At 74.1% G+C, this 23,675-nt stretch carries 23 protein-coding genes; 11 read left to right on the top strand and 12 right to left on the bottom strand.

Annotation, left to right across the window (positions count from 1 at the left end):
* The 5 genes from ACTT8P_RS20080 to ACTT8P_RS20060 form a co-directional block, all read left to right on the top strand.
* Positions 1 to 1,901: asparagine synthase-related protein (locus ACTT8P_RS20080; protein WP_442833055.1), on the top strand; the 1,901-nt coding region annotated here is incomplete at its 5' end.
* Complete coding sequence (locus ACTT8P_RS20075; RefSeq protein WP_442833054.1) at positions 1,898 to 2,158, top strand: lasso peptide biosynthesis PqqD family chaperone; 261 nt, start codon at positions 1,898 to 1,900, stop codon at positions 2,156 to 2,158. The genes ACTT8P_RS20080 and ACTT8P_RS20075, both read left to right, overlap by 4 nt.
* Complete coding sequence (locus ACTT8P_RS20070; RefSeq protein ID WP_442833053.1) at positions 2,155 to 2,589, top strand: lasso peptide biosynthesis B2 protein; 435 nt, start codon at positions 2,155 to 2,157, stop codon at positions 2,587 to 2,589. Before ACTT8P_RS20075 ends, ACTT8P_RS20070 begins: the two co-directional genes overlap by 4 nt.
* Positions 2,586 to 3,641 (top strand): LLM class flavin-dependent oxidoreductase, encoded by a 1,056-nt coding sequence (locus ACTT8P_RS20065; RefSeq protein WP_442833052.1) that lies wholly within the window; start codon positions 2,586 to 2,588, stop codon positions 3,639 to 3,641. The genes ACTT8P_RS20070 and ACTT8P_RS20065 overlap by 4 nt, the downstream gene beginning before the upstream one ends.
* Before the next feature lie 9 nt (positions 3,642 to 3,650).
* A complete protein-coding gene (locus ACTT8P_RS20060; protein ID WP_442833051.1) occupies positions 3,651 to 5,429 on the top strand; it encodes an ABC transporter ATP-binding protein in 1,779 nt (592 codons plus the stop codon).
* An 8-nt stretch (positions 5,430 to 5,437) separates the two neighbouring features.
* On the opposite strand, the gene ACTT8P_RS20055 is transcribed toward ACTT8P_RS20060, so the two are convergent.
* Together ACTT8P_RS20055 and ACTT8P_RS20050 are read right to left on the bottom strand one after the other, a co-directional pair.
* Entirely contained in the window at positions 5,438 to 5,824 is a 387-nt protein-coding gene (locus ACTT8P_RS20055) for a VOC family protein (RefSeq protein WP_442833050.1), read from the bottom strand.
* Positions 5,825 to 5,837: 13 nt separating this feature from the next.
* Complete coding sequence (locus ACTT8P_RS20050) at positions 5,838 to 7,637, bottom strand: flavin-containing monooxygenase (RefSeq protein ID WP_442833049.1); 1,800 nt, start codon at positions 7,635 to 7,637, stop codon at positions 5,838 to 5,840.
* A gap of 164 nt (positions 7,638 to 7,801) precedes the next feature.
* Here ACTT8P_RS20050 and ACTT8P_RS20045 point away from each other — a divergent pair, with 164 nt between their 5' ends.
* Positions 7,802 to 8,818, top strand: a complete 1,017-nt coding sequence (locus tag ACTT8P_RS20045; RefSeq protein WP_442833048.1) for an SMP-30/gluconolactonase/LRE family protein — start codon at positions 7,802 to 7,804, stop codon at positions 8,816 to 8,818.
* 18 nt (positions 8,819 to 8,836) lie between these two features.
* Here ACTT8P_RS20045 and ACTT8P_RS20040 read toward each other — a convergent pair whose 3' ends face one another.
* Entirely contained in the window at positions 8,837 to 9,436 is a 600-nt protein-coding gene (locus ACTT8P_RS20040; protein WP_442833047.1) for a TetR/AcrR family transcriptional regulator, read from the bottom strand.
* Between the two features lie 254 nt (positions 9,437 to 9,690).
* Here ACTT8P_RS20040 and ACTT8P_RS20035 point away from each other — a divergent pair, with 254 nt between their 5' ends.
* The gene (locus ACTT8P_RS20035) at positions 9,691 to 10,941 is read left to right on the top strand and encodes a poly(ethylene terephthalate) hydrolase family protein (RefSeq protein ID WP_442833046.1); all 1,251 of its coding nucleotides are present in this window, start codon (positions 9,691 to 9,693) and stop codon (positions 10,939 to 10,941) included.
* Position 10,942: 1 nt separating this feature from the next.
* On the opposite strand, the gene ACTT8P_RS20030 is transcribed toward ACTT8P_RS20035, so the two are convergent.
* Positions 10,943 to 11,686, bottom strand: coding sequence for an SDR family oxidoreductase (locus ACTT8P_RS20030; RefSeq protein WP_442833045.1), 744 nt, complete (start codon positions 11,684 to 11,686; stop codon positions 10,943 to 10,945).
* 154 nt (positions 11,687 to 11,840) lie between these two features.
* Here ACTT8P_RS20030 and ACTT8P_RS20025 point away from each other — a divergent pair, with 154 nt between their 5' ends.
* A complete protein-coding gene (locus ACTT8P_RS20025; protein WP_442833044.1) occupies positions 11,841 to 12,737 on the top strand; it encodes a LysR family transcriptional regulator in 897 nt (298 codons plus the stop codon).
* Positions 12,738 to 12,744: 7 nt separating this feature from the next.
* Here ACTT8P_RS20025 and ACTT8P_RS20020 read toward each other — a convergent pair whose 3' ends face one another.
* The 7 genes from ACTT8P_RS20020 to ACTT8P_RS19990 all read right to left on the bottom strand — a co-directional run bounded on the left by ACTT8P_RS20020 (position 12,745) and on the right by ACTT8P_RS19990 (position 19,405).
* A complete protein-coding gene (locus tag ACTT8P_RS20020; RefSeq protein WP_442833043.1) occupies positions 12,745 to 13,227 on the bottom strand; it encodes a DUF4396 domain-containing protein in 483 nt (160 codons plus the stop codon).
* A 115-nt stretch (positions 13,228 to 13,342) separates the two neighbouring features.
* Positions 13,343 to 14,260 carry a LysR family transcriptional regulator gene (locus tag ACTT8P_RS20015; protein ID WP_442833042.1) on the bottom strand — a complete coding sequence of 306 codons (918 nt, stop codon included), beginning with the start codon at positions 14,258 to 14,260 and terminating at the stop codon, positions 13,343 to 13,345.
* A gap of 43 nt (positions 14,261 to 14,303) precedes the next feature.
* Positions 14,304 to 15,689, bottom strand: coding sequence for an MFS transporter (locus ACTT8P_RS20010; protein WP_442833041.1), 1,386 nt, complete (start codon positions 15,687 to 15,689; stop codon positions 14,304 to 14,306).
* A 110-nt stretch (positions 15,690 to 15,799) separates the two neighbouring features.
* Positions 15,800 to 16,939 (bottom strand): M20 family metallopeptidase, encoded by a 1,140-nt coding sequence (locus ACTT8P_RS20005; protein ID WP_442833040.1) that lies wholly within the window; start codon positions 16,937 to 16,939, stop codon positions 15,800 to 15,802.
* Positions 16,939 to 17,613: a DUF1028 domain-containing protein gene (locus ACTT8P_RS20000; RefSeq protein WP_442833039.1), complete on the bottom strand. Its 675-nt coding sequence runs from the start codon at positions 17,611 to 17,613 to the stop codon at positions 16,939 to 16,941. The genes ACTT8P_RS20005 and ACTT8P_RS20000 overlap by 1 nt, the downstream gene beginning before the upstream one ends.
* A complete protein-coding gene (locus tag ACTT8P_RS19995; RefSeq protein WP_442833038.1) occupies positions 17,610 to 18,089 on the bottom strand; it encodes a RidA family protein in 480 nt (159 codons plus the stop codon). The genes ACTT8P_RS20000 and ACTT8P_RS19995 overlap by 4 nt, the downstream gene beginning before the upstream one ends.
* A complete protein-coding gene (locus ACTT8P_RS19990; protein WP_442833037.1) occupies positions 18,086 to 19,405 on the bottom strand; it encodes a flavin-containing monooxygenase in 1,320 nt (439 codons plus the stop codon). The genes ACTT8P_RS19995 and ACTT8P_RS19990 overlap by 4 nt, the downstream gene beginning before the upstream one ends.
* A 368-nt stretch (positions 19,406 to 19,773) precedes the next feature.
* Between ACTT8P_RS19990 and ACTT8P_RS19985 the strand changes: the two genes are divergently transcribed.
* The gene (locus ACTT8P_RS19985; protein WP_442833036.1) at positions 19,774 to 20,838 is read left to right on the top strand and encodes a hypothetical protein; all 1,065 of its coding nucleotides are present in this window, start codon (positions 19,774 to 19,776) and stop codon (positions 20,836 to 20,838) included.
* Positions 20,839 to 20,860: 22 nt separating this feature from the next.
* Here ACTT8P_RS19985 and ACTT8P_RS19980 read toward each other — a convergent pair whose 3' ends face one another.
* The gene (locus ACTT8P_RS19980; protein WP_442833035.1) at positions 20,861 to 21,508 is read right to left on the bottom strand and encodes a YceI family protein; all 648 of its coding nucleotides are present in this window, start codon (positions 21,506 to 21,508) and stop codon (positions 20,861 to 20,863) included.
* A gap of 180 nt (positions 21,509 to 21,688) precedes the next feature.
* Between ACTT8P_RS19980 and ACTT8P_RS19975 the strand changes: the two genes are divergently transcribed.
* Both ACTT8P_RS19975 and ACTT8P_RS19970 read left to right on the top strand, forming a co-directional pair.
* A complete protein-coding gene (locus ACTT8P_RS19975) occupies positions 21,689 to 22,756 on the top strand; it encodes a glucose-1-phosphate thymidylyltransferase (protein ID WP_442833034.1) in 1,068 nt (355 codons plus the stop codon).
* Positions 22,757 to 22,793: 37 nt separating this feature from the next.
* Positions 22,794 to 23,396: an acyltransferase gene (locus ACTT8P_RS19970; RefSeq protein WP_442833033.1), complete on the top strand. Its 603-nt coding sequence runs from the start codon at positions 22,794 to 22,796 to the stop codon at positions 23,394 to 23,396.
* The last annotated feature ends 279 nt before the right edge of the window (positions 23,397 to 23,675 follow it).

Raw genomic sequence — 23,675 nt, 5'->3', positions numbered from 1 at the left:
GGCGGCGGACAGGTCCGCCGCCCGGCCCCGTGGTCACCGTCGCCCCGGCCGGACCGTCCCGTGGAGGACCTGTGCAGTTCCTCGTTCTGCCCGATCACCGGCTGGCCGCGGTCACCGTCCGCCGGCTCCCGCCCGGTCCAAAACCGGACCGCGCGCTGGCCCACGCGTCCGGGCGGCCCTGGGTCGTCGGCTCCTGGACGGACCAGGAGATCCTGACCGCCGCCCGCGGCGACCGGCGCGTCGCCCTGCTCGGCTGCTTCGCGGCCACACCCGACGACCTCGCACGGATCGTCGAACGCTGTACGACGCTGGACCGGCTCGGCGACGCCCTGCGCGCGGTTGCGGGCAGCTACCACGCGCTGGCCTCCTTCGGCGGCGAGATCCGCGCCCAGGGCACGCTGTCGGGCGTCCGGGAGATCTTCCACACCACCGTCGACGGCCGCACCCTGGCGGCCGACCGGCCGGACACCCTGGCGGCGCTGTCCGGCGCCGGCCTGGACGAGACGACCCTGGTCTGCCGGCTGCTGGCCCAGCCGCCCCGGCCGCTCAGCGACCGCACGGCGTGGCGTTCGGTGTCGTGCCTGGCACCCGGGCACTGGCTGCGGGTCCGTCCCGACGGCCGCCACCACACGGTCCGCCGTTGGTCACCGCCGCCGGCCGACCAGCCGATCGGGCCGGCCGCCCGGCGGCTGCGGGCCGCGCTGCGCGGCGCGGTGGCCGCCCGGACCGGGTCCGGTGTCGTCGGCTGCGACCTCTCCGGCGGCCTGGACTCCACCAGTCTGGCCTTCCTCACCGCCGCCGACGAGCGCTGCCGACGGCTGGTGACGGTGCGTCAGGAGGGTGCGGACGACGCGAACGACGACGCCCGGTGGGCACGGCAGGCGGCCGGATACCTGCCGGACGCGGAGTCCCTCGTCCTGCTCCGGTCCGAGCTGCCGCGGTCGTTCGCCGGGCAGCTCGGCCACGACGACGACCCGGAAGCGCCCTACCCGTGGCGGCGGATGAAGGAGGTGACGGCCTGGGTGGCCGGGCGGCTGGCCGGCCTGGGCGTCGCCGTCCACCTGACCGGTCACGGCGGTGACGAACTCTTCCACCCGGCCCCCAGCTTCTTCCACGTCCTGGGCCGCCGCGCGCCGCTGGCGTCCCGCACCGACCTGCGGATCGCCCGCAGCATGTACCGCTGGCCGCTCGGCACGATGGTGCGCAACCTGCTGCGCGACCCCTCGTACGGCCAGTGGCTGCGCACCGCGGCCGACACCCTCACCACCCCCCTCAGCGGTCCCCGGGAGCCCCTGACCGGATGGGGGTACTACCCGCGGCTGCCGGCCTGGGTGACCGCCCCGGCCGCCGACGCCTGCCGGGAACTGCTGCGGGACGCGGCGGAGCACGAGGTCGCCCCGCACTCCCCCGATCCCGCGCAGCACGCGGTCGTGCAGGCGGTACGCCGGTGCGGTACCGACATCCGGCTGACCGACCGGCTCACCTCGCGCTCCGGGGTCGCCTACCACGCCCCGTACCTCGACGACCAGGTGCTGGAGGCGGCGCTCACCCTGCGGATCACGGACCGGGTCAGCCCGGGGCGCACCAAGCCGCTGCTGTCCGCCGCCCTGCGCCAGGCCGTGCCCGAGCCGATCCTGGGCCGCACCACCAAGGGCGAGTTCAGCGCCGACGTGTACGCGGGCGTGCGGCACCACCGGGCCGAACTGCTGGCACTGGCCGAGGACATGCGGCTGGCCCGGCTGGGCCTGGTGGACCAGGCCGCGGTCCGCGCGGTGCTGCTGGCCCCGCACCCCACCTCCCGCGGCTTCATCCCCATGGTCCACACGCTGGCCTGCGAGGCGTGGCTGCGCTCGGTGGAGGCGGCGCGGGCGCGGGCGGCCGGCGCGGAGGGAGTCCGATGACCTACTCGCTCGCCCCCGAGGTGTCCGCGACCGACACGGACGACGGTGGCATGGTGCTGCTGCACGAGGCCACCGGCCGCTACTGGCTGCTCAACCGCACCGGCGCCGCCGTGGTCCGGCTGCTGCGCGCGGGCAGCGGCCCGGCGGAGATCACCGACCGGCTCGCCGCTCCCTTCCCGGAGCAGCGGGAGCGGGTCGCCGCCGATGTCGACGCGCTGGTGGCGAGCCTGGTCGGCGCCCGGCTGGTGACGCCATGACCTTCCCCGTCGTACCCGAGGCCCGGGTTCCGGTCCCGCCGGGCCGGGCGCTGCTCGCGCGGTGCGCCGTGGCGGCGGCCTGGCTGCTGATCCGGCTGCGGCCCGGCCGGCTGCGCCGGGTGCTGGGCGTGCTGGCCCGCGGCGCCCGCCCCTGCACCGCGGAGCAGGCGCTGCGCGGCCGGCAGGCGGTGGTGTCCGTCAGCCGGGCCTGCGCCGGGCAGGGCTGTCTCCAGCGTTCGGTGGCCACCGTGCTGCTGTGCCGGGCCCAGGGGCGCTGGCCGGACTGGTGCACCGGGGTGCGCACCGAGCCGTTCCGCGCCCACGCCTGGGTGGAGGTGGACCGCCGTCCGGTCGGCGAGGGCCCGAACATCGAACTGTTCCGCCCGCTGCTGCGGGTGTCCGCCCCCACCGCGTCCCGGAGGAACACGTGAGCGCCCACGACGGCCTCAGATTCGGCGTACTGCTGCCCACCGACCGCCATCCGGGCCGGACGGACGCCGAGGTGCTGGCCCGCGCGGTGGCGGTGGCCCGGTGCGCCGAGGCCCTCGGCCTGGACGACGTGTGGCTGACCGAGCACCACTTCCTGGACGCCGCGGTCAACCCCTCGGCGCTGACCCTCGCCGCGTACCTGCTCGGCCGCACGGAACGCGTCCACGTCGGCACCGCGGTGACCGTACTGCCGCTGCACTCCCCCGTGCACACGGCCGAACAGGCTGCGCTGCTGGACCAGTTGTCCGGCGGCCGGTTCGTCCTCGGGGTGGGCCGCGGCATCCCGGGCATCGAGTACGAGGTGCTGGGCGGCGGGCCGCGGGCGTGGCGGGCGGGGCTGGCCACGCCGCTGGACCGCACCCTCGCCGCCCTGCGCGGCAAGGTGCCCACCGGCCTCGCGGCCCCCGCCCCGCGGTCGGTACGGCCGCTGCCCTCGGCGCACACCTCGCCGCACCCGCCGGTGTACGTGGCGGCCGGGTCGCCCGCCTCGATCGAGCTGGCGGCCGACCGGGGGCTGCCGCTGATGCTGTTCTTCGACAAGAACGCGGCGGCGAAGGCGGAGATGCTGGCCCGGTACGCCCGGCGGGCCCGGGGCAACGGGCGGCCGCGGCCGGCCGACGGGCACGCGTTCGCCGTGTTCACCCGGGTGACCGACTCGGCCGAGCGGGCCGCGCGGCTGATGCGGGACCGGGCCCGGTTCATTCTCGCGCTGAACCGGCACCGCGCCGGTCTGCCCGGCCTGTCCCGGCCCGCCCCGCCACCGGTGACCGCCGAGCACGTCGGCGCGCTCGCGGACCGGATCCTCGCCACCCATCCGGTCGGGCCGGAGGAGACCTGTGTGGCCCGCCTGGTCGACCACATCGGCACGTCCGGCTGCACCCGCGTCATGTGCCAGGTGGAGGGCCCGGAGGGGACGGACGAGACCCTGGCCCAACTGGAGCGGCTCGCGACCCGGGTCTTCCCGGCGGTCCGCCGCCGCCTCGCCGGCCGCTGAGCACCCGGCATGCCCGCCGCCGGCTCCGCGTTCCCGCCCCCCGCTCCCCTGACACTGCGCGCGACCGGCCGGGTCCTGCTCGGGTACGCCCGGGGGCAGTTGCCGCGGCTCGTGGGCGGCGGGCTGCTCGGGCTGGCCGGGACGGCGGCCGTACTGGTCCAGCCGCTGGCGGCCAAGGAACTGATCGACGGCCTCGGCGACCGGCGGCCGGTGACCGGCGCGCTGGCCGCCCTCTCCGCGCTCGTCGTGCTCGGCGCCGCGCTGCGGGCGCTCGGCCAGTACGTCCTGGCGCACGCCGCCGAGTCGGTGGTGCGCGGCGCCCGCCGCGGGATCACCGCCCGGCTGCTGCGGCTCAAGGTCGCCGAACTCGACCGGCTGGAACCCGGCGACCTGCTGTCCCGGGTCTCCTCGGACACGACGCTGCTGCGCCAGGTCACCACCCAGTCACTGGTGTCGGCCGTCACCAGCGTGCTGGCGCTGACCGGGGTGACGGTGCTGATGGCGCTGCTCGACCCGGTCCTGCTGGGGGTGACCGCCGCTGTCATCGCGCTCACCTGCGTGGTGCTCACCGTCACCATGCCGCGCATCGCGCGGGCCACCGCGCGGGCCCAGGCCGCGGTGGGTGACATGGGCGCCGCCCTGGAACGGGCGCTGGGCGCGCTGCGGACCGTGAAGGCGTCCGGGGCCGAGGAGCGGGAGACGGCGGCGGTGCACCGGACCGCCGACGAGGCATGGCGCAGCGGTGTCCGGGCGGCCGGCTGGCAGGCGCTGATGGGCGCCTCGGCCGGGCTGTCCGTCCAGTTGTCGTTCCTGTGCGTGCTGGGAGCGGGCGGCGCCCGGGTGGCGTCGGGGACCATCGGGGTCTCCGTGCTGGTGGCGTTCCTGATGCTGCTCTTCTACCTGATGCAGCCGGTGTCCGACCTGATCCAGGCGGCCACCCAGTTCCACGTCGGCGCGGCGGCCGTGGCCCGGCTGCGGGAACTCGACCGGCTGGAGACCGACACCGCCCCGGCCGCCGGTCGCGGCGGACGGACGGCCGGACGGGCCGCTGCCCCGGCCACCGTCACCTTCGAGCGGGTCTGCTTCCGCTACCGGCCGGAACTCCCCCGCGTGCACCGGGCGGTGGACTTCACCGCGCCGGGCGGCCGGACGACCGCCCTGGTCGGCCCGTCCGGCGCGGGGAAGTCCACCGTCTTCGCGCTGCTGGAGCGGTTCTACGAGCCGGACTCCGGCCGGGTGCTCATCGACGGCCGGGACGTGCGCGACATCCCGCTGGCCGAGCTGCGGGCCGGCATCGGCTACATCGAGCAGGACGCGCCCGTGCTCTCCGGCACCCTGCGGGAGAACCTGCTGTTCGCCGCCCCGGACGCCACCGACGACGAGATCGCCGAGGTGCTGGCGCGCACCCGGCTGGACGCGTTCGCCCGCGCCCTGCCGCAGGGACTGGACACCCCGGTCGGCCACCGGGGCACCCGGCTGTCCGGCGGGGAACGCCAGCGGGTGGCCATCGCCCGGGCGCTGCTGCGCCGGCCCCGGCTGCTGCTGCTGGACGAGGCCACCTCCCAGCTGGACGCGGCCAACGAACGGGCCCTGCGCGAGGTGGTGGCGGAGGTGGCGCGCGAGACGACGGTCGTGGTCATCGCGCACCGGCTGTCCACCGTGACGGCGGCCGACCGGATCGTGGTGCTGGAGTCCGGCCGGGTACGGGCCACCGGCACCCACGCCGAGCTGCTCGCCGGCGACGCCCTGTACCGCGGTCTGGCGGCCGGTCAGTCACTGGTGCCCTGAGCCGCCGGTCACCCGCCGTGCACGAGCTGGATCAGGTTGCCGCAGGTGTCGTCCAGGACGGCGGTGGTGACCGGGCCCGCCGCCACCGGCTCCTGGGTGAAACGCACCCCAAGGCCGCGCAGCCGCCGGAACTCGGCCGGTACGTCGTCCACGGCGAACGACGCGGCCGGGATGCCGTCCCGGACCAGTGCCGTCGTGTACGGCCGCACGGCCGGGTGCCCGGAGGGCTCCAGCAGCAGTTCGGTCCCCTCGGGGTCCTTGGGCGAGACCACGGTCAGCCACCGGTCCGTGCCCATCGGGACGTCGTGCTTCTTCACGAAGCCCAGCACGTCGGTGTAGAAGCGCAGGGCGTCGTCCTGGTTCTCGACGAAGACGCTGGTGAGGTGGATCTTCATGGGGCCAGCGTACCTAGGCGGTCCTGGCCCGCAAGATCTCGCTCAGGGACTCCTCGCGCCAGCGTCGCAGGAGGTCGTGGAAGGCGACCGCGCCGTGCGGGTAGGCGGTCGGGCCGTTGGGGCGGCCGCGGCCCTCGCGGTTGTAGTAGCCGGGGGTGCACTCGGCGTGGAACCACTCGTGGTCGGGGGCGTCCTGGGCGCAGACGGCGACCCAGGCGTCCTCGCTCTCCCGGGACGGCTCGACCAGCGCGCCCTTGGCCTCGGCGGCGGCGACGAGGGCCGCGATGTGCACCGCCTGTTCGTCCAGCACGTGGGTGAAGTTGACGCTGCTGGCGTTCTGGAGGGAGCCCATCTGGAACAGGTTCGGGAATCCGTGGCAGGTGAAGCCGTGCAGGGTGCGCGGGCCGCGCTCCGCCCAGGTGCGCAGCAGCTCGGCACCGTCCCGGCCCCGGACCGGGAGTTTCCCGGAGTGCACGCCACAGACGCCGACGGAGAAGCCGGTGGCGAAGATCAGGCAGTCCAGCGGGTACTCGGTGCCGGCGACGACCACGCCGCGCTCGGTGACCCGCTCGATGCCGTGGGTGTCCGCGGTGTCGACCAGGGTGACGTCGGGGCGGTTGAAGGTCTGGTAGTACAGGTCGGAGAAGGTGGGGCGCTTGCAGGCGTAGCGGTACCAGGGCTTCAGCTTGTCGGCGGTGGCCGGGTCGGTGACCGACTGCTCGACGCGGGCGCGCAGTTCGTTCATCTTGGCGGCGTCGGCGACCTCGTAGGCGGCCTCGAAGGTGTCGCGGTCGCCCTGGCGGCGAAAGCTCGGCAGCAGCTTCTCCAGGAGTCCCGCCGACGAGGTCCAGCGGTCCGCCACCAGGTCCACGTCGGCCGGCTCGCCGGAGACGATCCGCAGGAAGTTGTCGCGGCGGGCCCGGGCCCAGCCGGGCCGGCCGGCGCCGACGTCCGCGGCGGTCGTGCGGCGGTTGGCCCGCACGTCCACGCTGGACGGGGTGCGCTGGAAGACGTAGAGGTGCCCGGCGTCCTCGGCCAGCACCGGGATGACCTGGACGCCGGTGGCGCCGGTGCCCACCACGCCCACCCGTTTGCCGGCGAGGCCGCTCAGGCCGCCGTCCGGGGTGCCGCCGGTGTAGGCGTAGTCCCACCGCGAGGTGTGGAAGGTGTGTCCCCGGAAGTCCTCGATGCCGGGTATCCCGGGCAGCTTCGGCTCGGTGAGGGTGCCGGTGGCGGTGACCACGTGGACGGCCCGGAACGCGTCTGCCCGGTCGGTCGCCACCAGCCAGGTCTCCGTCGCCTCGTCCCAGGTCAGCGCGGTCACCGAGGTGCGCAGCAGCGCGTGCTGGTAGAGGCCGAACCGCTCGGCGACGCGTACCGCGTGGCGGCGGATCTCCTCGCCGGGCGCGTACTTCCACTCGGGTACGTAGCCGGTCTCGTCCAGCAGCGGCAGGTAGACGTGGGACTCGATGTCGCAGTGCACGCCCGAGTAGCGGTTCCAGTACCAGGTGCCGCCGACGTCGCCGCCCCGCTCGACGATCCGGACCCGCTCGACGCCCTGCTGCCGCAGCCGCGCTCCGGCGAGCAGGCCACCGAATCCGCCGCCGATCACGGCGACGTCGACGGTGTCGGACAGCGGCTCGCGCCGGTCCGGGCCAGTGGCGTACGGGTCGTCCGCGTAGTAGCCGAACTCCGCCTCCGGCGCCCGGTACTGGGCGGCGCCGTCGGGCCGTACCCGGCGTTCGCGCTCGTGCCGGTAGCGCTCCTTGAGCCGGGCGAGTTCGTCGGGGGCCGGGGCCTGAGGGGTTGCCATGGGGGGACCTCGTTCCTGGCCGGCCCCGCGGTCCTGAGGCCGGCCTCCGGTGTGGGGCGGTCGTCCACTACCGTAGCAACTACCGGACAGTGCTGTCCGGTTGGTTCGTCCGTGCTCCGCCCCACGCCAGATGCCAGACGCCAGACGCCAGGAAGAGGACCCCCATGCGACGACTTCCGATCCGGCCGCTCGCGCTGTTCGCCACGATCGGCGCCCTGACCGCCCTCACCGCCTGCGACACCGAGACCGCCGGCGCCGGGAGCGGCGGGACCGGCCCGGACCGCACCATCCGGGCCCAGCGGGTGCTGCGGGTGACGACGCCGCACGAGGCGACCGGCAGCACCCTGCTGGAGGGCCCGGTCCTGGACGGAAAGGGCCGGCTGACCCTGGTCGACGTCACCGCGCCGGCGGGCGCGCCGAAGGTGCTGCGGGTCGACCTCGGCCGCAAGGCGGTGCGGACGCTGCACACCGACGACCGGGGCGCCTACACCTCCGCCCAGTTCAGCCCGTACGACGGACGGCTCTACCTGACCGACTACGCGCACGGCGAGATCGTCAGCCTGGCCCCGGACGGCGGCGACCGGCGGGTCCTCTTCGCCGGCGAGGTGGACGGGGCGCCGATGAACCCCGACGACCTCGCCTTCGACGAGGAGGGGAATCTCTACGTCAGCGACTCGCGCGGCCTGACCGAGGGCGCGGCGCTGGGCCGGGTGGTGCGCGTCGACCGCGACGGGAAGCGGGCGAGCGTCCTCGTCGACCACCTGGCCGCCACCAACGGCATCTCCTTCGACGCGGACTTCGACGGGCTGTGGTTCAGCGAGCTGACCCGGAACCGGATCTCCTACCTGCCGCTCGCCGGCCAGGGCGGGGTGAGCGCGCCGCACACCGCCGTCCGCGTCGACGGCGGCATCGCACAGACCGACTCGATCGCGGTCGACGCCGACGGCAACCTCTACCAGGCGCTGCACGGCCGGCCCGCGATGGCCGTGTACGACAAGTACGGCGCCCGGCTGGCGACCGTCGAGATCCCGGCCCGCGACCGGGGCCTCGAATCGGCGACGAACGTGGCGATCACCCCGGGCGGGAGCACGGCGTACATGACCGTCAGCGGACCCGCCGGGGGGTACGTGTACACCTTCGACGCGCTCGCGGACGGCATCCGCCAGTCCAACGGCGGCTGACCCCGCCCCGCCCGGCGCTCACCGCGCGAACGGCCGCACCGGTCCCACCTCCACGGCGAGCAGCCGCCAGGCGGCCCGTACCCGGTCCTCCCGCTCCTCGCGGGTGGGGCCGGTGACGGCGCCGGAGACCATGGCGACGGCGAGCATCAGGTCGTCGGCGGCGGCCAGCCGGTGCCCCGGCCGCAGCCGGCCGCGCAGCGCCCGCTCGACCCGCTCGGACAGGGCGCGGGCGTACCCCCGCGTCTCGGAGGTCCCGGCCCGCCGGTGCGCCTCGTCGGCGTGCAGCAGGCTGATGAAGGCGGACGACTCGGTCAGGTGCCAGGACAGCACCCCGAGGGCGTCCTCGAAGGTGGCGCCCTCGGCCGCGGCGGCCTGTTCGACCTCCCGTACGTTCTCCTCCAGCACGGCGGCGGCGACGGCGGCCCGGTCCGGGAAGTGCCGGTACAGGACGCCCTGTCCGACGCCGGCCCGGCGCGCGATCGCGGACAGCGGGGCGCCCAGGCCGTGCTCCGCGTAGATCTCCCGGGCGGCGGCGATCAGGGCCGCCCGGTTGCGGGCGGCGGCTTTCGGCCCGGGGTTCGGGGATCGCCGCTCGTCGGGCCTGGGAGGTTGCGTCACCCCCGCAGGATAACGGCCGAAAGACGACCCTCCCGGGCCCGGGCCCGATGCCGGACCGGCCCGCTCGGCACCGGTGATTTACGTGGTGCCGGGGGGGCAAGGGCCCGCTTGACTCGGCTCGTTCCGGTTCCGACGGAACCGGCCCGTCCCGGTTCCGAGCCGTCCTTCGGGGCCCGGAGACGGACCCGTCCCCGCAACCGACACGACCCCGCGCCGGAGCACCCCGGCCGGCGCGGTCAGGAGGGATTCCAGACATGTCTCGCTTCAGTTGGCGCTTACGCGTGTGCGGCACCGCCGCCCTCACCACCCTGTCGGTGGGAGCAGCCGGCGCCCTCACGCCCCCCGCGGCCGCCGCCACCGCGGTCTACGGCGAGGACTTCTCCGCCGGGCTCGGCACCTTCACCGCCACCGGTTCCGTCAGCACCGGCACCTACGGCGCCCGGTTGAGCGGTTCGCTGCTCTCCGACCCGGCGCTGACCTCCGCGCCGATCGATCTGGCCGGGCACAGCGAGGTGACGGTGTCGTACACCCGGGCGGTGTCCGGGCTGGACCTCGGGGAGACCTTCACCGCGGCCTACTCGGTCGACGGCGGCTCGTTCACCGCGCTGGAGTCGGCGCGCACCGCCAGCGGCGCGGCGTCCTTCCGGCTGCCCGCCGCGGTGGACGGGCACGACCTGCGGCTGCGGTTCTCGCTGGACGCCGGCAGCGTCCTGGAGACGCTGACCGTCGACGACGTGCTGGTGGTGGCGGAGGACGACGGCGGGCCGGGCGAGCCGCCGCCCGGGTCCCTGCCGCCGGTCGCCGACGTCACCGCGCCGGGCCCGTACGCGGTGACCGTCGACGAGTCCGCCGGACCCGGCGGCGACGGCTGGCTGGTGTACCCGGCCGACGCCGGCCGGGACGGGGTGGACCACCCGGTCCTCGTCTGGGGTCCGGGCGCGGGCTCCGACCCGGCCGCCTACGAGGACATGCTGCGCCAGTGGGCGTCGCACGGGTTCGTGGTCTACAGCGAGGTCTCCTCCAGCAGCGGCGCCTACATGACCGACGCCCTGGACTGGCTGGAGGACCAGAACGCCGCCTCGGGCAGCCCGCTGTACCAGGACCTCGACCTGACCGAGGTGGCCTTCGGCGGCCATTCGCGCGGGTCGATCGGCACCTTCGACGTGGCCGACGACCCGCGGCTGGAGACCACCGTGCACGTGGCCGGCGGCTCCTTCGACGGCAACGGTCCGGACAACCTCCGCAACCCGGCCCTCTACCTCGGCGGCGACGCCGACTTCGCCACCTCCAACGTGGAGCGCGACTACACCAACACCGAGGTGCCGGTGTGGTTCAACATCCTCGACGGCACCGACCACATCGCCGCCACCCGCAACGGGCAGCACATCATCACCGCGTGGCTGCGGTGGCGTCTTGCCGACGAGGAGTTCCGCCGCACGGAGGACTTCCTGAGCGCCGGCTGCACGTTCTGCGGCCTCGGCGAGGTGCGGTACAAGAACTGGTGACCTACGCCGGGACGCCGATGCCGCCGCCGACGACGATGTTCTGACCGGTGATGTAGCCGGCGGCGTCGGAGGTGAGGAACGCGACGGTCTCGGCGACCTCGCGGGCGGTGCCGAACCGTCCGAACGGGATGCGCGCGGCGGTGGCCTCGGTGACCTGGGCGACCAGCTCGGGCGGCATCCCCGACTTGGCCCAGATCGGCGTGTCGACGGCTCCCGGGCTCACGGCGTTGACCCGGATCCGCCGGGGCGCCAGTTCGACGGCGAGCGAGGGCACCATCGCCAGCAGGGCTCCCCTGCTGGCGGCGGCGACGCTGCCGCCGGCGAGCCCGCGGATGGCGCCGATGCCCACCGTGAAGACCACCGAGGCGCCGTCGGCGAGCAGCGGGAGGGTCTTCTGAAGGGTGAAGAACTGTCCCCGCGTATTGACCGCGAACACGTCGTCGAAGGTCGCCTCGTCGATCGCCTCGACCGGTGCCCCGCGGGTGATCCCGGCGTTCAGGAACAGGGCGGTGAGGGAGCCGAAGCGGGCCCTGATCTCGGCGGCGACGCGGTCGGCGTCGGACACGGAGCGCGCGTCGGCCTCGATGACGACGACCTCGGCGGGGAGTTCCTTCCGGGCGGCGGCGAGGGTCTCGGGGTCGCGGCCGGTGACCATCACCCGGTACCCGCGCTCGTGCAGGAGTTCGGCGGTGGCCTTGCCGATTCCGCTGGTTCCGCCGGTGATCAGGACGGCAGGTGTGGACATGGGTGTTCCCCTCGCGTTTCGCGGGCCGGTCCGGCGCGATCCGGCCGGACACCCTCACCCTGCGCCCGGGGATCACTCCGGGGCCAATGAATGTTCCGCATCGGGCAATACGCCGTACGCATCACCCCACGTCGCCGAGGGTTAGACTGCGGGTATGGCCGACTCGTCGCCGCGTGCGGCGCACCTCGATCTGCGGCTGGTGCACAGTTTCACCGTGGTCGCCGAGCACCGGCACTTCGGGCGGGCCGCCGAGGCCCTGCACACCACCCAGCCCTCCCTGAGCCGCCAGATCCGCCGCCTCGAACAGCAGCTGGGCGCCCGGCTCCTGGACCGCTCACCGCGCGGCACCGCTCTCACCGAGGCCGGCCAGGTCTTCCTGCCGTTCGCCGAGAATCTGCTCAGGTCCGCCGCGCAGGCCGCGACCCGCACCCGGGCCGCCGCCCACCCCACCCGGATCACCGTGGGGTACACCCTCAACCTCATCGTCACCCCGGCCGTCGGCGCGCTGCGCGACCAGCGCCCCGACGCCGACGTACGCGCCCTGCACCTGCCGTGGGACCAGCCGCGCGCGGCACTGCTCGGCCGTCGCGTGGACGCGGTGGTGACCCGGCTGCCGCTGCGCACCGAAGGGCTGCGGGTGACGGTCCTGTACGACGAGCCCCGGGTGCTCGTGGTGCCGGTCGGCCACCGGCTGGCGGGCCGGGAGTCCGTCACCCTGGACGACATCGCCGACGAGCCGCTGCCCCGCGCGTCCGACCCGGACTGGAACGCCTTCTGGCGGATCGATCCCCGGCCGGGCGGCCGTCCCGCCCCGGACGGTCCGCTCATCGAGACCGTCGAGGACAAGACCGAACTCGTCGCCACCGGGCAGGCCGTCGCGATCGTCCCGGCCGGCGAACACCTCGACCGGATGCGTCCCGGACTCACCGCGGTCCCCCTGGCGGGCGTCGAACCGAGCCATGTCGTCCTGGCCACCCGCGCCGACGACCGGAGCCGGCTGGTGGCGGCCTTCCGGCGGCTCGCCGAGACGCACCTCAGTGGTTGCCGGTGAGGACCGCTCAGTGGTGGGCGTGGGCGACGGCGTGGCCCTTGCCGCGGCCGATCATCCACTTGTTGACCGGGGTGGTGATCAGGAAGGCGACGGCGAAACCGCCGAGCAGGCTCCACCAGAACAGCCCGTCGGACAGGTGGGCGTCCATGGCGCCGGGGACCAGGGCGACGATGCCGTTGTCGACGAGTTCCATCACGGCGATGGACACGGTGTCGGCGGCGAGCGCCACCTTGACCGCGCTCTTGAGGTCCAGGCCGGTGCGGCCGACGGCGACCAGCGTGAAGGAGTAGCCGAACACGAAGGCGAGCGCGATCGCCAGCACCATGGTCGGGACGTTGCCCCACAGCAGGGCGGTGCCGATGACCATGCCGAGGATCTCGCCGATGGCGCAGCCGGTCAGGCAGTGCAGCGTCGCCCGCACCGCCATCGGCCAGGAGGCCGCGGCCGGGTGCGGCGCGTGGTGTCCGGTGTGGTCCGTGTCGTGGTCCATGACCGTCGTCCCCATTCCCGTTCGGTGTGCCCCGTCACCAGGGGCTCACCCGGTGAACGATATACCCCCCAGGGGTATTCCGACGGTATCGGGAAAGCGCGCGGCGGGCGGCCGGTCACGGCCGGGCGGCGATCTCCCGGAGCAGGTCCATCACCGCGCGGGCCCGGGCGGTCTGGGTCATGCCGTCCACCGAGGCGAGCTTGACTTCGAGCGGGGGTCCGCCGTCCCGCAGCCGGAGGGCGGCGACCTCGCCGCCGCCGTAGGTCTGGCTGGTCGCGGGCCGCTGGTTGAGCACGGAGTAGCCGAGGCCGCGGGCGACCAGGGAGCGGACCGTCTCGTAGCTGCGGGTGCGGTAGCGGACGTCGGGGGCGGTGCCGGTGGCGGCCACCAGGGAGTGGAAGTAGTCGCGGCTGTGCGGCAGGTCCAGCAGGACCAGCGGTTCCGCGGACAGTTCGGTCAGTTGCACGCTGTCCCGGCCGGCCAGGGGGTGGCCGGCCGGGACGAGGACGTAGGCGGGGGCGAGGGCGATCGTCTCGGCGCGCAGTTCCGGCGCGGCCGACAGGCCGAGTCCGTAGGTGAGGGCGAAGTCGATGCGTCCCGCCGAGAGGGCGTCCACCAGCTGGTCCGTCTCCGCCTCCACCACGTCGATCTCGATGCCCGGGTGGCGGGCGGTGCACTCGCTGAACAGGGGCGGCAGGTAGTAGGGAGCGAGGGTCACAAAGCAGCCGACGGTCACCGGCCCGGAGAGGTCCTCGCCCTCGCCCCGGGCCTCGCGCCGGACCTCGCGGGCGCGGGCCAGCAGGTCCCGGGCCTGCTGCTGGAGCCGCTCCCCGGCCGGGGTCAGGGTCAGTCCCCGGCCCCGGCGCCGGATGAACAGCTGCACCTGGAGGTCCCGCTCCAGGTGGTAGACGGCCGCGGACACGGCGGACTGCGCGATGTGGAGCTCCTGCGACGCCTCCGTCATCGACCCGCGCTCGGCGGCGACCAGGAAGTAACGGAGCTGTACGAGGGTGAAACCCAGCGGTGACGTCATGCGAGAGACCCTTGTGCGCGGTGAACCGTGTCCGCGCCGTACCTTATGCGGAAGCGCGCTCGGCGGGTGCGGCGCGGACGTCCTCGCGGACGTCCTCGCCGATGTCCTCGGGGCGCAGCAGCGCGCAGCCGGCGGTCTCCTTCAAGGAGAGCGCGGCGACCAGCCCGCCCACGGCGAACACCATCAGGTACGGGCCCGGCACCAGGGTGCTGCCGGTCGCCGAGATGAGCACGGTCATCAGATAGGGCACGGTGCCGGCGAACAGCGCCGCGGTGACGTTGTACGCGACGGACAGTCCGCTCTGCCGGGTGCGGGTGGGGAAGATCTCCGCCGACCACACCGCGTAGGTACCGAGGATGGCGGCGAGGATCGCGCCGAGCAGCAGCCCGGCGGCCCAGGTGCCGGCCAGGCCGGTCCGCATCAGGAGGAAGGCCGGGGTGGACAGGACCAGCAGGGCGGCCGTCGCGGCGACGAACACCGGCTTGCGGCCCACCCGGTCGGACAGCCTGCCGAACAGCGGCACGAGCACCAGGCCGAGCAGGGAGATCACGGTGGACAGCAGGGCCGCGCTGTCGGCGGAGTGGCCGAGGTGGTCGGTCTCGTAGGTGACGAGGTAGGTCAGGACGGCGTAGAAGGGGACGTGCATGGCGGCCATCAGGCCGGCCGCCTGGAGCAGTTCCCGCTTGTGCGAGCGGAGCAGTTCGCGGGCCGGGCTGCTGGGCACGGTGCCGCCCGCTTCGAGGGCCCGGTACTCGGGGGTGTCCTCGATCTTGTTGCGGATGACGAAGCCGATGACCCCGAGCGGGGCCGCGACCAGGAACGGGACACGCCAGCCCCAGGAGGTGAGCTGGGCCTCGTCGAGTCCGGCGGACAGCAGCAGGAAGACGAACGAACCGGCGAGGAAGCCGAGCAGCGAGCCGACCTCCAGCCAGCTCACGCCGAAGCCGCGGCGGCGCCGGGGCGCGCTCTCGGCGAGGAAGCTGGCCGCGCTGCCGAACTCGCCGCCCGCCGCGAACCCCTGGATCAGCCGCAGCACCACCAGCAGGATCGGGGCGGCGATGCCGATCGCGTCGTAGCCGGGCAGCAGGCCGATGGTCAGGGTGGCGCCGGACATCATGAAGATGACCAGGGACAGGGTGCGCTTGCGGCCGATCCGGTCGCCGAGCGGCCCGAACACCAGGGCGCCGATGGGCCGGATGCCGAACGAGACGGCGAACACACCGAACACCGCGAGCAGTCCGGTGGTGCTGTCCTCGGCCGGGAAGAAGACGGTCGCGACGGTGCCGGCGAGATAGGCGTAGGCCGCCCAGTCGAACCAGTGCACGAACACGCCGACGGCTCCCGCGGCGACACTCCTGCGCAGGGCTGCGGCGTCGGCGGCCGGCTCGGCCGCGTTCGCCGCGGGGGCACTGCTGTTACGCGTGGACATACGCGCCTCCTTGTGAGGATGGGTTCAGAAGCCGGAGCTGTGCGGGTGCCGCCGGCGCCGTGCCCCTCAGAGCGCGGGCAGGCCGTTCAGGGGTGGGACATGGCGGGTCGTCATACGGTGGCCGGGGCGGCCCGGTCCACGCCGGTCCAGGCCAGCGCGACGGCCGCGTCGAGCAGGGCCCGCTCGGCGGTGCCGCCCACGCAGTGGGCGGCGAACTCGTGCTGGTGGTTGGTGGCGGGCAGCGAGCCGATGCCGATGTAGGGGTGGATGGCCGGCACCACCTGGGAGACGTTGCCCATGTCGGTGGAGGCGCGGTTCATCCGCGCGGCCTGGCCGGGCGGCGCGAACTTTCGGCCCAGCGCGAGGGCGTTGGCCCGGTAGGCGGCGAGCGCCGTCTCGTCGGCGCGGAACTCGGCGTACGGCTTGCTCTCCGGTTCGATCTCCAGCGCGCAGCCGGTGGCCAGGGCGCCGGCCTCGAAGGCCCGCATGACCCGGGGCTCCAGCTCGGCCAGTTCGGCGAGCGTCTCGGCCCGTACGTACCAGCGGCCGGTGGTCCGCTCCGGGATGGCGTTCGGGGCGTCCCCGGCGTGCGTCACCACGCCGTGCACCCGCGCCGAGGGCGCCAGGTGCTGGCGCAGCAGGCCGATGGCGACCTGGGCGACGGTGAACGCGTCGGCCGCGTTGACGCCGGCCTCCGGGTAGGCGGCGGCGTGCGCGGACTTCCCGGTGTAGGCGACCTTGGAGTGGCTGACCGCGAACGGGCGGGCCTCGGCGACGTCGACCGGCGCGGGGTGCGCCATCATCGCCAGGTCCACCCCGGCGAAGGCGCCCCGGTCCAGCATCTCGATCTTGCCGCCGCCGCCCTCCTCGGCCGGGGTGCCGTAGACCTCGACGGTGAGGCCGGCGTCGTCGGCGACGGCGGCCAGGCCCAGCGCCGCCCCGACCGAGCCGGCCGCGATGAGGTTGTGTCCGCAGGCGTGCCCGAGGCCGGGCAGCGCGTCGTACTCGGCGCACAGCGCGATCCGCACCGGCCCGCTGCCGAACCGGGCGTGGAAGGCGGTGTCCAGGCCCAGGTAGGCGGCGGTGACGTCGAATCCGGCGCGGTCCAGCAGCTCCGGTACGGCGGCGGCCGCCCGGTGCTCCTCCCACGCCGTCTCCGGATCGGCGTGCAGCCGCTCGGACAGGCCGACCAGTGCCTCGGCGTGCCGGCCGACCGCCCGCCGCGCGGCTTCCTTCACTGTGCCGCCCATCACAGGTCCCCGGGGACGCCGTACGAGGGCGAGGACGCGGGGTCGAGTCCGCGCCGCACGTAGTCGTCCCGCTGCGGCAGCCATACGCCGAGCAGGTCGCCGAGCCGGTCCACCGGGTCCTCGGCCCAGTCCACCCGCAGGTCGGTGACCCGCCAGCCGGCGTCCGCGACGACCGCGAGGCCCGCGGAGTACACCGGTCCCTCCTCGCCGCCGGCCGCGACGGCGGCCTTCATGGCGGTGAGCAGCCGTTCCTCCAGCTCCCCGGTGGCGGCGGCGTACGCGTCCAGGAGTACGCCGGGCAGGTGCGCGCCGCACAGCATGTTGCCGGCCGCGACCGCGCCGTCGGCGGTGGCGGCGGCGTGCGTGCCGAGGGTGCGCGCGCCGCTGTAGGCGTACCCGGGGCCGGTGCGGCCCAGTACGGTCAGCTGCCGGTACTCGATGGTGGCGGCGTTGCGGGCCGCGCCGGTGACGTCGGCCAGGGCGCGGGCCGGGTCGCCGTGGTCGGCGAGAGAGTCCAGCAGGCTGGTGCCGAGGGTGGGGTCGGTGATGTTCTGCGAGGTCGCCGCGCCGACACCGGGCCGCAGGTGGACGACGCGGGCGGCGACCGCCGGGCTGGAGGAGCTGGCCGCGATGCCGAACCGCGCGCCGTCGCGGACCACCAGGGAGAAGGTCATGCCCGGGCCTCCTTCGACGAGTCGGGGATGACAGCGATCGCGTCGATCTCGCACAGCCACTCCGGGCGGGCCAGCGCGGAGACCACCAGGCCGGTGGAGATGGGGTGGACGCCCTTGGTCCAGCGGCCGACGGTGCGGTAGACCGCCTCGCGGTAGCGCGGGTCGGTCAGGTAGATGGTCAGTTTGACCAGGTGTTCCATCCGGCTGCCCGCCTCTTCGAGCAGCGTCTTGATGTTGGCCATGGCCCGCTCGGCCTGTGCCTCGGCGTCACCGATGCCGACCGACTCGCTGGTGTCGAGGTCCTGGCCGATCTGGCCCCGGACGTACACGGTGTCGCCGGCGACGACGGCCTGGCAGAGGTCGTTGTCGAGGTTCTGCTCGGGGTAGGTGTCGCGGGTGTTGAACGGGCGGATCCGGGTGTGTCCGCCGGTGACGACCGGGGCGTTCGCCGTGCGGCCCTCGCTCGGGGAGGTCATCGTGCTGCTCCTCGGTTCTGCGCGGCGGCGGGGATGGAAGCGGATGCGGGGGCGGGGGCGGGCGCGGGCGCGGGGGTGTGCGCGAGGTAGCCGCGCCGGGTCGCGATGTGGTCGGCGACGTAGCGGGCGTCGTGCCAGACCCCCCAGATGAAGCTGGAGCCGCGGCGGGACAGCCAGGGCAGGCCCAGGAAGTAGACGCCGGGCTCGGTGGAGACGCCGCGCCGCTGGTCGGGCCGGCCGTGCTCGTCGAACGCGTCGACCTGGAGCCAGCCGTAGTCGGTGGCGAAGCCGGTGGCCCAGACGATGGCGGTGACACCCGCCGCGGCCAGGTCGAGGTCGGCCCGGGGGTCGGTGACGCACCGCGGGTCGGGTCCCAGGACGTGGGCCGCCGGCTCCTCGGGAAGGTCGAGGCCGTTGCGCTCGACGTACGCGTCGGCGGCCCGCAGCAGGCCGAGGTACTTCTCGTCGCCGAGCGCGATGTTGTCGGCGAGGTCCGGTGCGAAGCGCAGTACGCCGTCGGCGTAGGACTCGGTCATGCCGACGAGCTCGATGCCGGTGCCGGCCAGGGCGCGGAAGTCCACCGTGTGGCCGCCGCGGGCGCCGCTGACCGCGATGGTGACGTGGGCGGCGCCCTGCGGCGGGGTCTCCGCGTCCCACAGCCCGAGCACCCCGAGCCACCAGCAGAAGTCGCGTCCGCGGTACTGCCGGGGCGGCCGGTCGTGCGGGCCCACGGAGAGCAGGACCCGGCGTCCGGACCGGCGCAGCTCGTCCGCGATCTGGACGCCCGAGGAACCGGCGCCGACGACCAGGACGGCGCCCTCGGGCAGTTGCTCCGGGTTGCGGTACCCGCTGGAGTGGAGCTGCACGGGGACGGCGCCGGCCGGGACGACGGGCGGGATCACCGGCCGCTGGAACGCTCCGGTGGCGGCCACCACGAAGCGCGCGTCGACGGTGCCGTCCGAGGTCTCCACCCGGAAACCGGGCCGGCCGGTGTGCCGGCGCACCGAGGTCACCTCGACACCGCACCGGACGGGGGCGCCGATCTTCGCGGCGTACGCCTCGAAGTACTCCGCGACCTGCTCCTTCGAGGCGAAGGCGTCGGGGGCGACGTCGGGGAACTCCAGCCCCGGGAACCGGTCGTGCCAGGCCGGCCCGTTCGCGACCAGGGAGTCCCAGCGCTCCGAACGCCAGCGCTCGGCGACCCGGTGCCGCTCCAGGACGAGGTGCGGTATCCCGTGGGCGCCCAGGTGCTCGCTCACCGCGACGCCGGCCTGCCCCGCTCCGACGACGACTACTTCGGTCTGTTCACTCGGCATTTCGCCTCCACTCGGGCGGTAGTCCATCCGGTGTCGCGTTGACTGTGCTACCGCACGAGACATCCTCAGCCGCACCCGTAACGCTGTCCAACAGATGTTTCTGTTGTAGGCAAACTGTTTTTCAGATGACCTGGTTGCGGGAGCGGGAACTCCCCGCCGAGTTCGGGCGTTGCGGAGAACGACTTGATCGTTTCGAGGCGCGGGACACGGCGGCGGTGCCGTCGTCGGGGGAAGTGAGCGAGCCATGGCCATGGTGGGTCTGTTCTGGATCGCCGAGGGCGAGAGACACCGTCGCAGGGAACCACGGAGCCCCCGACGCGGTCTGAGACTTGTAGTGACGTACGGGCACGGGGGTTGTGGTGCATCAGATGCTCTATGCCGAGCGGTCGCGGAATCCGCTGTCCCGGACCGTGGAGTTGACCGAGGACCGGCTGCGGGTGGGCTCGCTGACCACCCCCTTGTACGAGCTGAACCTCGGCGCCATGGCCGAGGCGTACCAGCGGGGCCGCTGGCTCGGCGGCGGCGGGACGGAGCGGCCGCTGCACCGGCTGGCGGGCGGCGCCGGGATCGTGCCGGTCACCCGGGTCACCGGCTCCTGCGCACCGGTGCGGGTCCGGCAGGCCGCCGCGTTCGCCCACCGGCTGGGCGAACTGGCGGTCCGCTGGTGCGGCGGGCCCGAGCAGGTGGCCGCCCTGTCCGCCCGGGCGCGGGCCGAGGGGGTACCGCTGTGGATCGCGCGGCGGTTCGCGCCCGGTCCGCTCGGGCAGCTCACCGTCGCCGTGGACCGGCGCCTGGTGCGGGTGGACGTATGGGGTCCGCACGCCCCCGTCCTGCGGCTGCGGGCGCCGTACGGTTTCCGGCCCGCCGCCCCGGAACCCTCGCGGGGCCTGCGCCTGACGGTCGGCGGCACGGCCGCCGGGCTCGCTCTCGAGAAGAGGTTCCGCAAGTCCAGGAGTTTTGTGGAGGTGCGGGTGCCGGGGCGGCACTGGGTCCTGCGGCGGGAGACCGGGACGAGTTCACGGCTGCTGCGCGACGACCGGCCGGTCGCCCTGCTGAGCCGCCCGCCGCGCCGGACGGTCCGCCAACCGGGCACGGTACTGCTGCCGTTGGCTCCCGTGCACTGCACCGGCGCCGACCCGCTGAACGCCGTCATGGCACAGCTCTGCGCCGTCGCCTTCGGGCTCGTTGACACGACGGGCTCGGCCCGCTTCCGTACCGAGCGGGGCCGCCCGGCGCACGGGGACGAGCCGGCCGCCGCCGACGACGCCTGGGACCGCCCCTGGTTCAGCAACCTCGGCAGCGGCCGCCAGGACAACGAGCCCGGCGGGGGCGACGGCTGGGGCTCGGACGGCGGGGACGGAGGAGACGGCGGGGGCGGCGGAGACAGCGGGGGCGGCGACGGCGGAGGCGGGGGTGGGGGTGGGGGTGAGTAGCGTGGCGGTCCGGGGCGGGGCGTCAGGCCCGGATCGCGGAGATGTCGAACTGGAGCCGGATCTTCTCGCTGACCATCGCGCCGCCCGCTTCGAGGCGCTGGTTGTACACCAGGCCCCACTCGGTGCGGTCGATCGTGGTGGTGCCGTCGAAGCCGGCCCGCTCGTAGCCGAACGGGTCCATGACCGAGCCGAGGTAGTCGAGTTGCAGCTCGACCGGCCGGGTGACGTCACGGATGGTCAGGTCGCCCGTCATCCGGAAGCTCTCCCCGCCCTCGTGGACGGTGGAGGTGCTGCGGAACACCATCTCCGGGAAGCGGCTCGCGTCGAAGAAGTCCCGGCCGACGAGGTGCCCGTCGCGCTGTTCCACGCCCGTGTCGACGCTGGCGACCTTGATGACCAGGTGCGCCCGCGACTCGGCGGGCCGGGCCCCGTCGAAGTACAGCCTGCTCTCGTAGTCGGTGAAGGCGCCCCGGACCGTCGTCACCATCGCGTGCCGCACCGAGAACCCGATGCGGCTGTGCGGGCGGTCGATGGTCCACTCACCGGTCAGCGCGCGCAGCCGGGGGTCGAGCCCGACACCGGCGGGTGTCACCTCCTCGAGAGGCGCACGGAAGTCGACAGGTGACGTCGGCTCGGCGGTCGCGCTCTGGCGACGGCTGAAGATACCCATGAGGTCGTAAGCCCTTTCGACTCGTTCGTTCCGTGCTATCACGGAGTCGACGACGGAGGGCCTGCGATATAGGTGCCCTCGTCCGGGTTCCATGCCGCCGACCGCAAAGATGCACAGGTTCCCCGAAAGTGTGTACGGAATCTCTCCGTCACCAGGTCCGGCCTGAGTAGGGTGCTCCGTATGAAGGCACTTGTGCTGTCCGGTGGCTCCGGTACCCGTTTGCGCCCCATCACCCACACCTTCGCCAAGCAGTTGGTGCCGGTCGCGAACAAGCCGGTGCTGTTCTACGGCCTGGAGGCGATCGCGGACGCCGGGATCACCGAGGTGGGGATGGTCGTCGGGGACACCGCGGCGGAGATCCGGGAGGCGGTCGGGGACGGTTCGCGGTTCGGCCTCGATGTCACCTACCTCCCGCAGGACAGGCCGGCGGGCCTGGCGCACGCGGTGCTGATCGCCCGGGAGTTCCTCGGCGCGGACGACTTCGTGATGTACCTCGGCGACAACTTCGTGGTGGGCGGCATCACGCCGCTGGTGGAGAGCTTCCGCGCGGAACGGCCGGACGCTCGGGTGCTGTTGACGAAGGTGCCCGATCCCGGTCAGTTCGGGGTGGCCGAACTCGACGCCGAGGGGCGGCTGGTCGGCCTGGAGGAGAAGCCCCGGGTGCCCAGGAGCGATCTCGCGCTCGTCGGTGTCTATCTCTTCACCCCGGCCGTGCACCGGGCCGTGCGGGCCATCGCCCCGTCCCGGCGCGGGGAGCTGGAGATCACGGACGCCATCCAGTGGCTGATCGACGAGGGGCACGACGTCCGCTCCACGACCGTCTCCGGCTACTGGAAGGACACCGGCAACGTCACCGACATGCTGGAGGTCAACCGTTCCGTGCTGGAGACCGTGGAGCCGCTGCGGGCGGGCGCCGTCGACGCGGACAGCGAGATCATCGGCCGGGTGCGCGTCGAGGCGGGCGCCCGGGTGGCGCGCAGCCGGATCGTCGGCCCCGTGGTCGTCGGGGCCGGCGCCGTCGTGGAGAACGCCTATGTCGGCCCGTTCACCTCGCTCGCGCCGGGCTGCCGGATCGTGGACAGCGAGATCGAGTACTCCATCGTGCTGCGCGACGCGTCGGTGACGGGGGTGCGCCGGGTGGAGGCCTCGCTCATCGGGCGGAACGTCGAGGTGACGCCCGCTCCCCGCAGTCCGTCGGCGCACCGGTTCGTGCTCGGTGATCACAGCAAGGTGCAGATCTCCTCGTGACCGTCCGCCCGCTTTCCCGACAGAAAGGTTTTGCCGGATGAACGTTCAGGTGCGGCCGACCGCCCAGGTCGACGCGACGGCCACGGTCGGCGACGGGTCGACGGTCTGGGACCTGGCCCAGATCCGGGAGGACGCGCGGCTCGGCCGCGGCTGCATCGTGGGCCGGGGGGCCTACGTCGGTCCGGGCGTGCGGATCGGCGACCACGTGAAGCTCCAGAACTACGCGCTGGTCTACGAACCCGCGGTGCTCGCCGACGGGGTGTTCGTCGGCCCGGCGGCGGTGCTGACCAACGACTACTTCCCCCGGTCGGTGGACGTGGACGGCCGGCTGAAGCGGGGCGGCGACTGGCAGGCCGTGGCGGTCGTGGTGGACGAGGGGGCGTCGCTGGGGGCCCGTTCGGTGTGTGTGGCCCCGGTGCGGGTCGGCCGCTGGGCGCTGGTCGCGGCGGGTGCCGTGGTGACCCGGGACGTGCCCGACTTCGCGCTGGTGGCGGGCGTGCCGGCGCGGCGGATCGGCTGGGTGGGGCGGGCCGGCGTCCGGCTGACCGAGCGGGCGGACGCACCGGGCGGCTGGGAGTGCCCGCAGACCGGAGCGTTGTACGAGGAGAAGGACGGCGGGCTCCTCGTGGAAGGCGCCTGACACCCTTCCCGAGGCGCCCGACACCCTTCCCGGCCACCCTCGGTCCACCCCAGCTGTTTTCAGCTGTTTCTCGCAAAGCGCGATTCCTCGAACATCTACCGGCATAGCATGTGTACGAAGTGTGCAGACCGAGCACAATGAGCACACAAACCAGTCGTGCCCAGGGGGGGTTACGGGGTGATGGGGACACCTGTGTCCAGAGCCGGGAGCGTCTGCCGCTCCGGCGTCTGACGTCTGCTTTTCCACCGTCCGGCCGCTCGCGGCCCGACGGACACCAGT

The organism is Streptomyces sp. JW3 (assembly GCF_052216785.1).
GTDB lineage: Bacteria > Actinomycetota > Actinomycetes > Streptomycetales > Streptomycetaceae > Streptomyces.
Note: the sequence above shows the minus strand (reverse complement) of the source record. Positions and strands in the feature narration are given on the sequence as shown.

Coding starts and splice junctions, on each gene's coding strand:
- ACTT8P_RS20045 (WP_442833048.1), top strand. CDS start 7,802: ATGCGACGACTTCCGATCCGGCCGCTCGCGCTGTTCGCCACGATCGGC.
- ACTT8P_RS20020 (WP_442833043.1), bottom strand. CDS start 13,227: ATGGACCACGACACGGACCACACCGGACACCACGCGCCGCACCCGGCC.
- ACTT8P_RS20010 (WP_442833041.1), bottom strand. CDS start 15,689: ATGTCCACGCGTAACAGCAGTGCCCCCGCGGCGAACGCGGCCGAGCCG.
- ACTT8P_RS20025 (WP_442833044.1), top strand. CDS start 11,841: ATGGCCGACTCGTCGCCGCGTGCGGCGCACCTCGATCTGCGGCTGGTG.
- ACTT8P_RS20050 (WP_442833049.1), bottom strand. CDS start 7,637: ATGGCAACCCCTCAGGCCCCGGCCCCCGACGAACTCGCCCGGCTCAAG.
- ACTT8P_RS20070 (WP_442833053.1), top strand. CDS start 2,155: ATGACCTTCCCCGTCGTACCCGAGGCCCGGGTTCCGGTCCCGCCGGGC.
- ACTT8P_RS20035 (WP_442833046.1), top strand. CDS start 9,691: ATGTCTCGCTTCAGTTGGCGCTTACGCGTGTGCGGCACCGCCGCCCTC.
- ACTT8P_RS19985 (WP_442833036.1), top strand. CDS start 19,774: ATGCTCTATGCCGAGCGGTCGCGGAATCCGCTGTCCCGGACCGTGGAG.
- ACTT8P_RS20060 (WP_442833051.1), top strand. CDS start 3,651: ATGCCCGCCGCCGGCTCCGCGTTCCCGCCCCCCGCTCCCCTGACACTG.
- ACTT8P_RS20075 (WP_442833054.1), top strand. CDS start 1,898: ATGACCTACTCGCTCGCCCCCGAGGTGTCCGCGACCGACACGGACGAC.
- ACTT8P_RS20015 (WP_442833042.1), bottom strand. CDS start 14,260: ATGACGTCACCGCTGGGTTTCACCCTCGTACAGCTCCGTTACTTCCTG.
- ACTT8P_RS20005 (WP_442833040.1), bottom strand. CDS start 16,939: ATGGGCGGCACAGTGAAGGAAGCCGCGCGGCGGGCGGTCGGCCGGCAC.
- ACTT8P_RS20000 (WP_442833039.1), bottom strand. CDS start 17,613: ATGACCTTCTCCCTGGTGGTCCGCGACGGCGCGCGGTTCGGCATCGCG.
- ACTT8P_RS19990 (WP_442833037.1), bottom strand. CDS start 19,405: ATGCCGAGTGAACAGACCGAAGTAGTCGTCGTCGGAGCGGGGCAGGCC.
- ACTT8P_RS19980 (WP_442833035.1), bottom strand. CDS start 21,508: ATGGGTATCTTCAGCCGTCGCCAGAGCGCGACCGCCGAGCCGACGTCA.
- ACTT8P_RS19970 (WP_442833033.1), top strand. CDS start 22,794: ATGAACGTTCAGGTGCGGCCGACCGCCCAGGTCGACGCGACGGCCACG.
- ACTT8P_RS19975 (WP_442833034.1), top strand. CDS start 21,689: ATGAAGGCACTTGTGCTGTCCGGTGGCTCCGGTACCCGTTTGCGCCCC.
- ACTT8P_RS20055 (WP_442833050.1), bottom strand. CDS start 5,824: ATGAAGATCCACCTCACCAGCGTCTTCGTCGAGAACCAGGACGACGCC.
- ACTT8P_RS19995 (WP_442833038.1), bottom strand. CDS start 18,089: ATGACCTCCCCGAGCGAGGGCCGCACGGCGAACGCCCCGGTCGTCACC.
- ACTT8P_RS20030 (WP_442833045.1), bottom strand. CDS start 11,686: ATGTCCACACCTGCCGTCCTGATCACCGGCGGAACCAGCGGAATCGGC.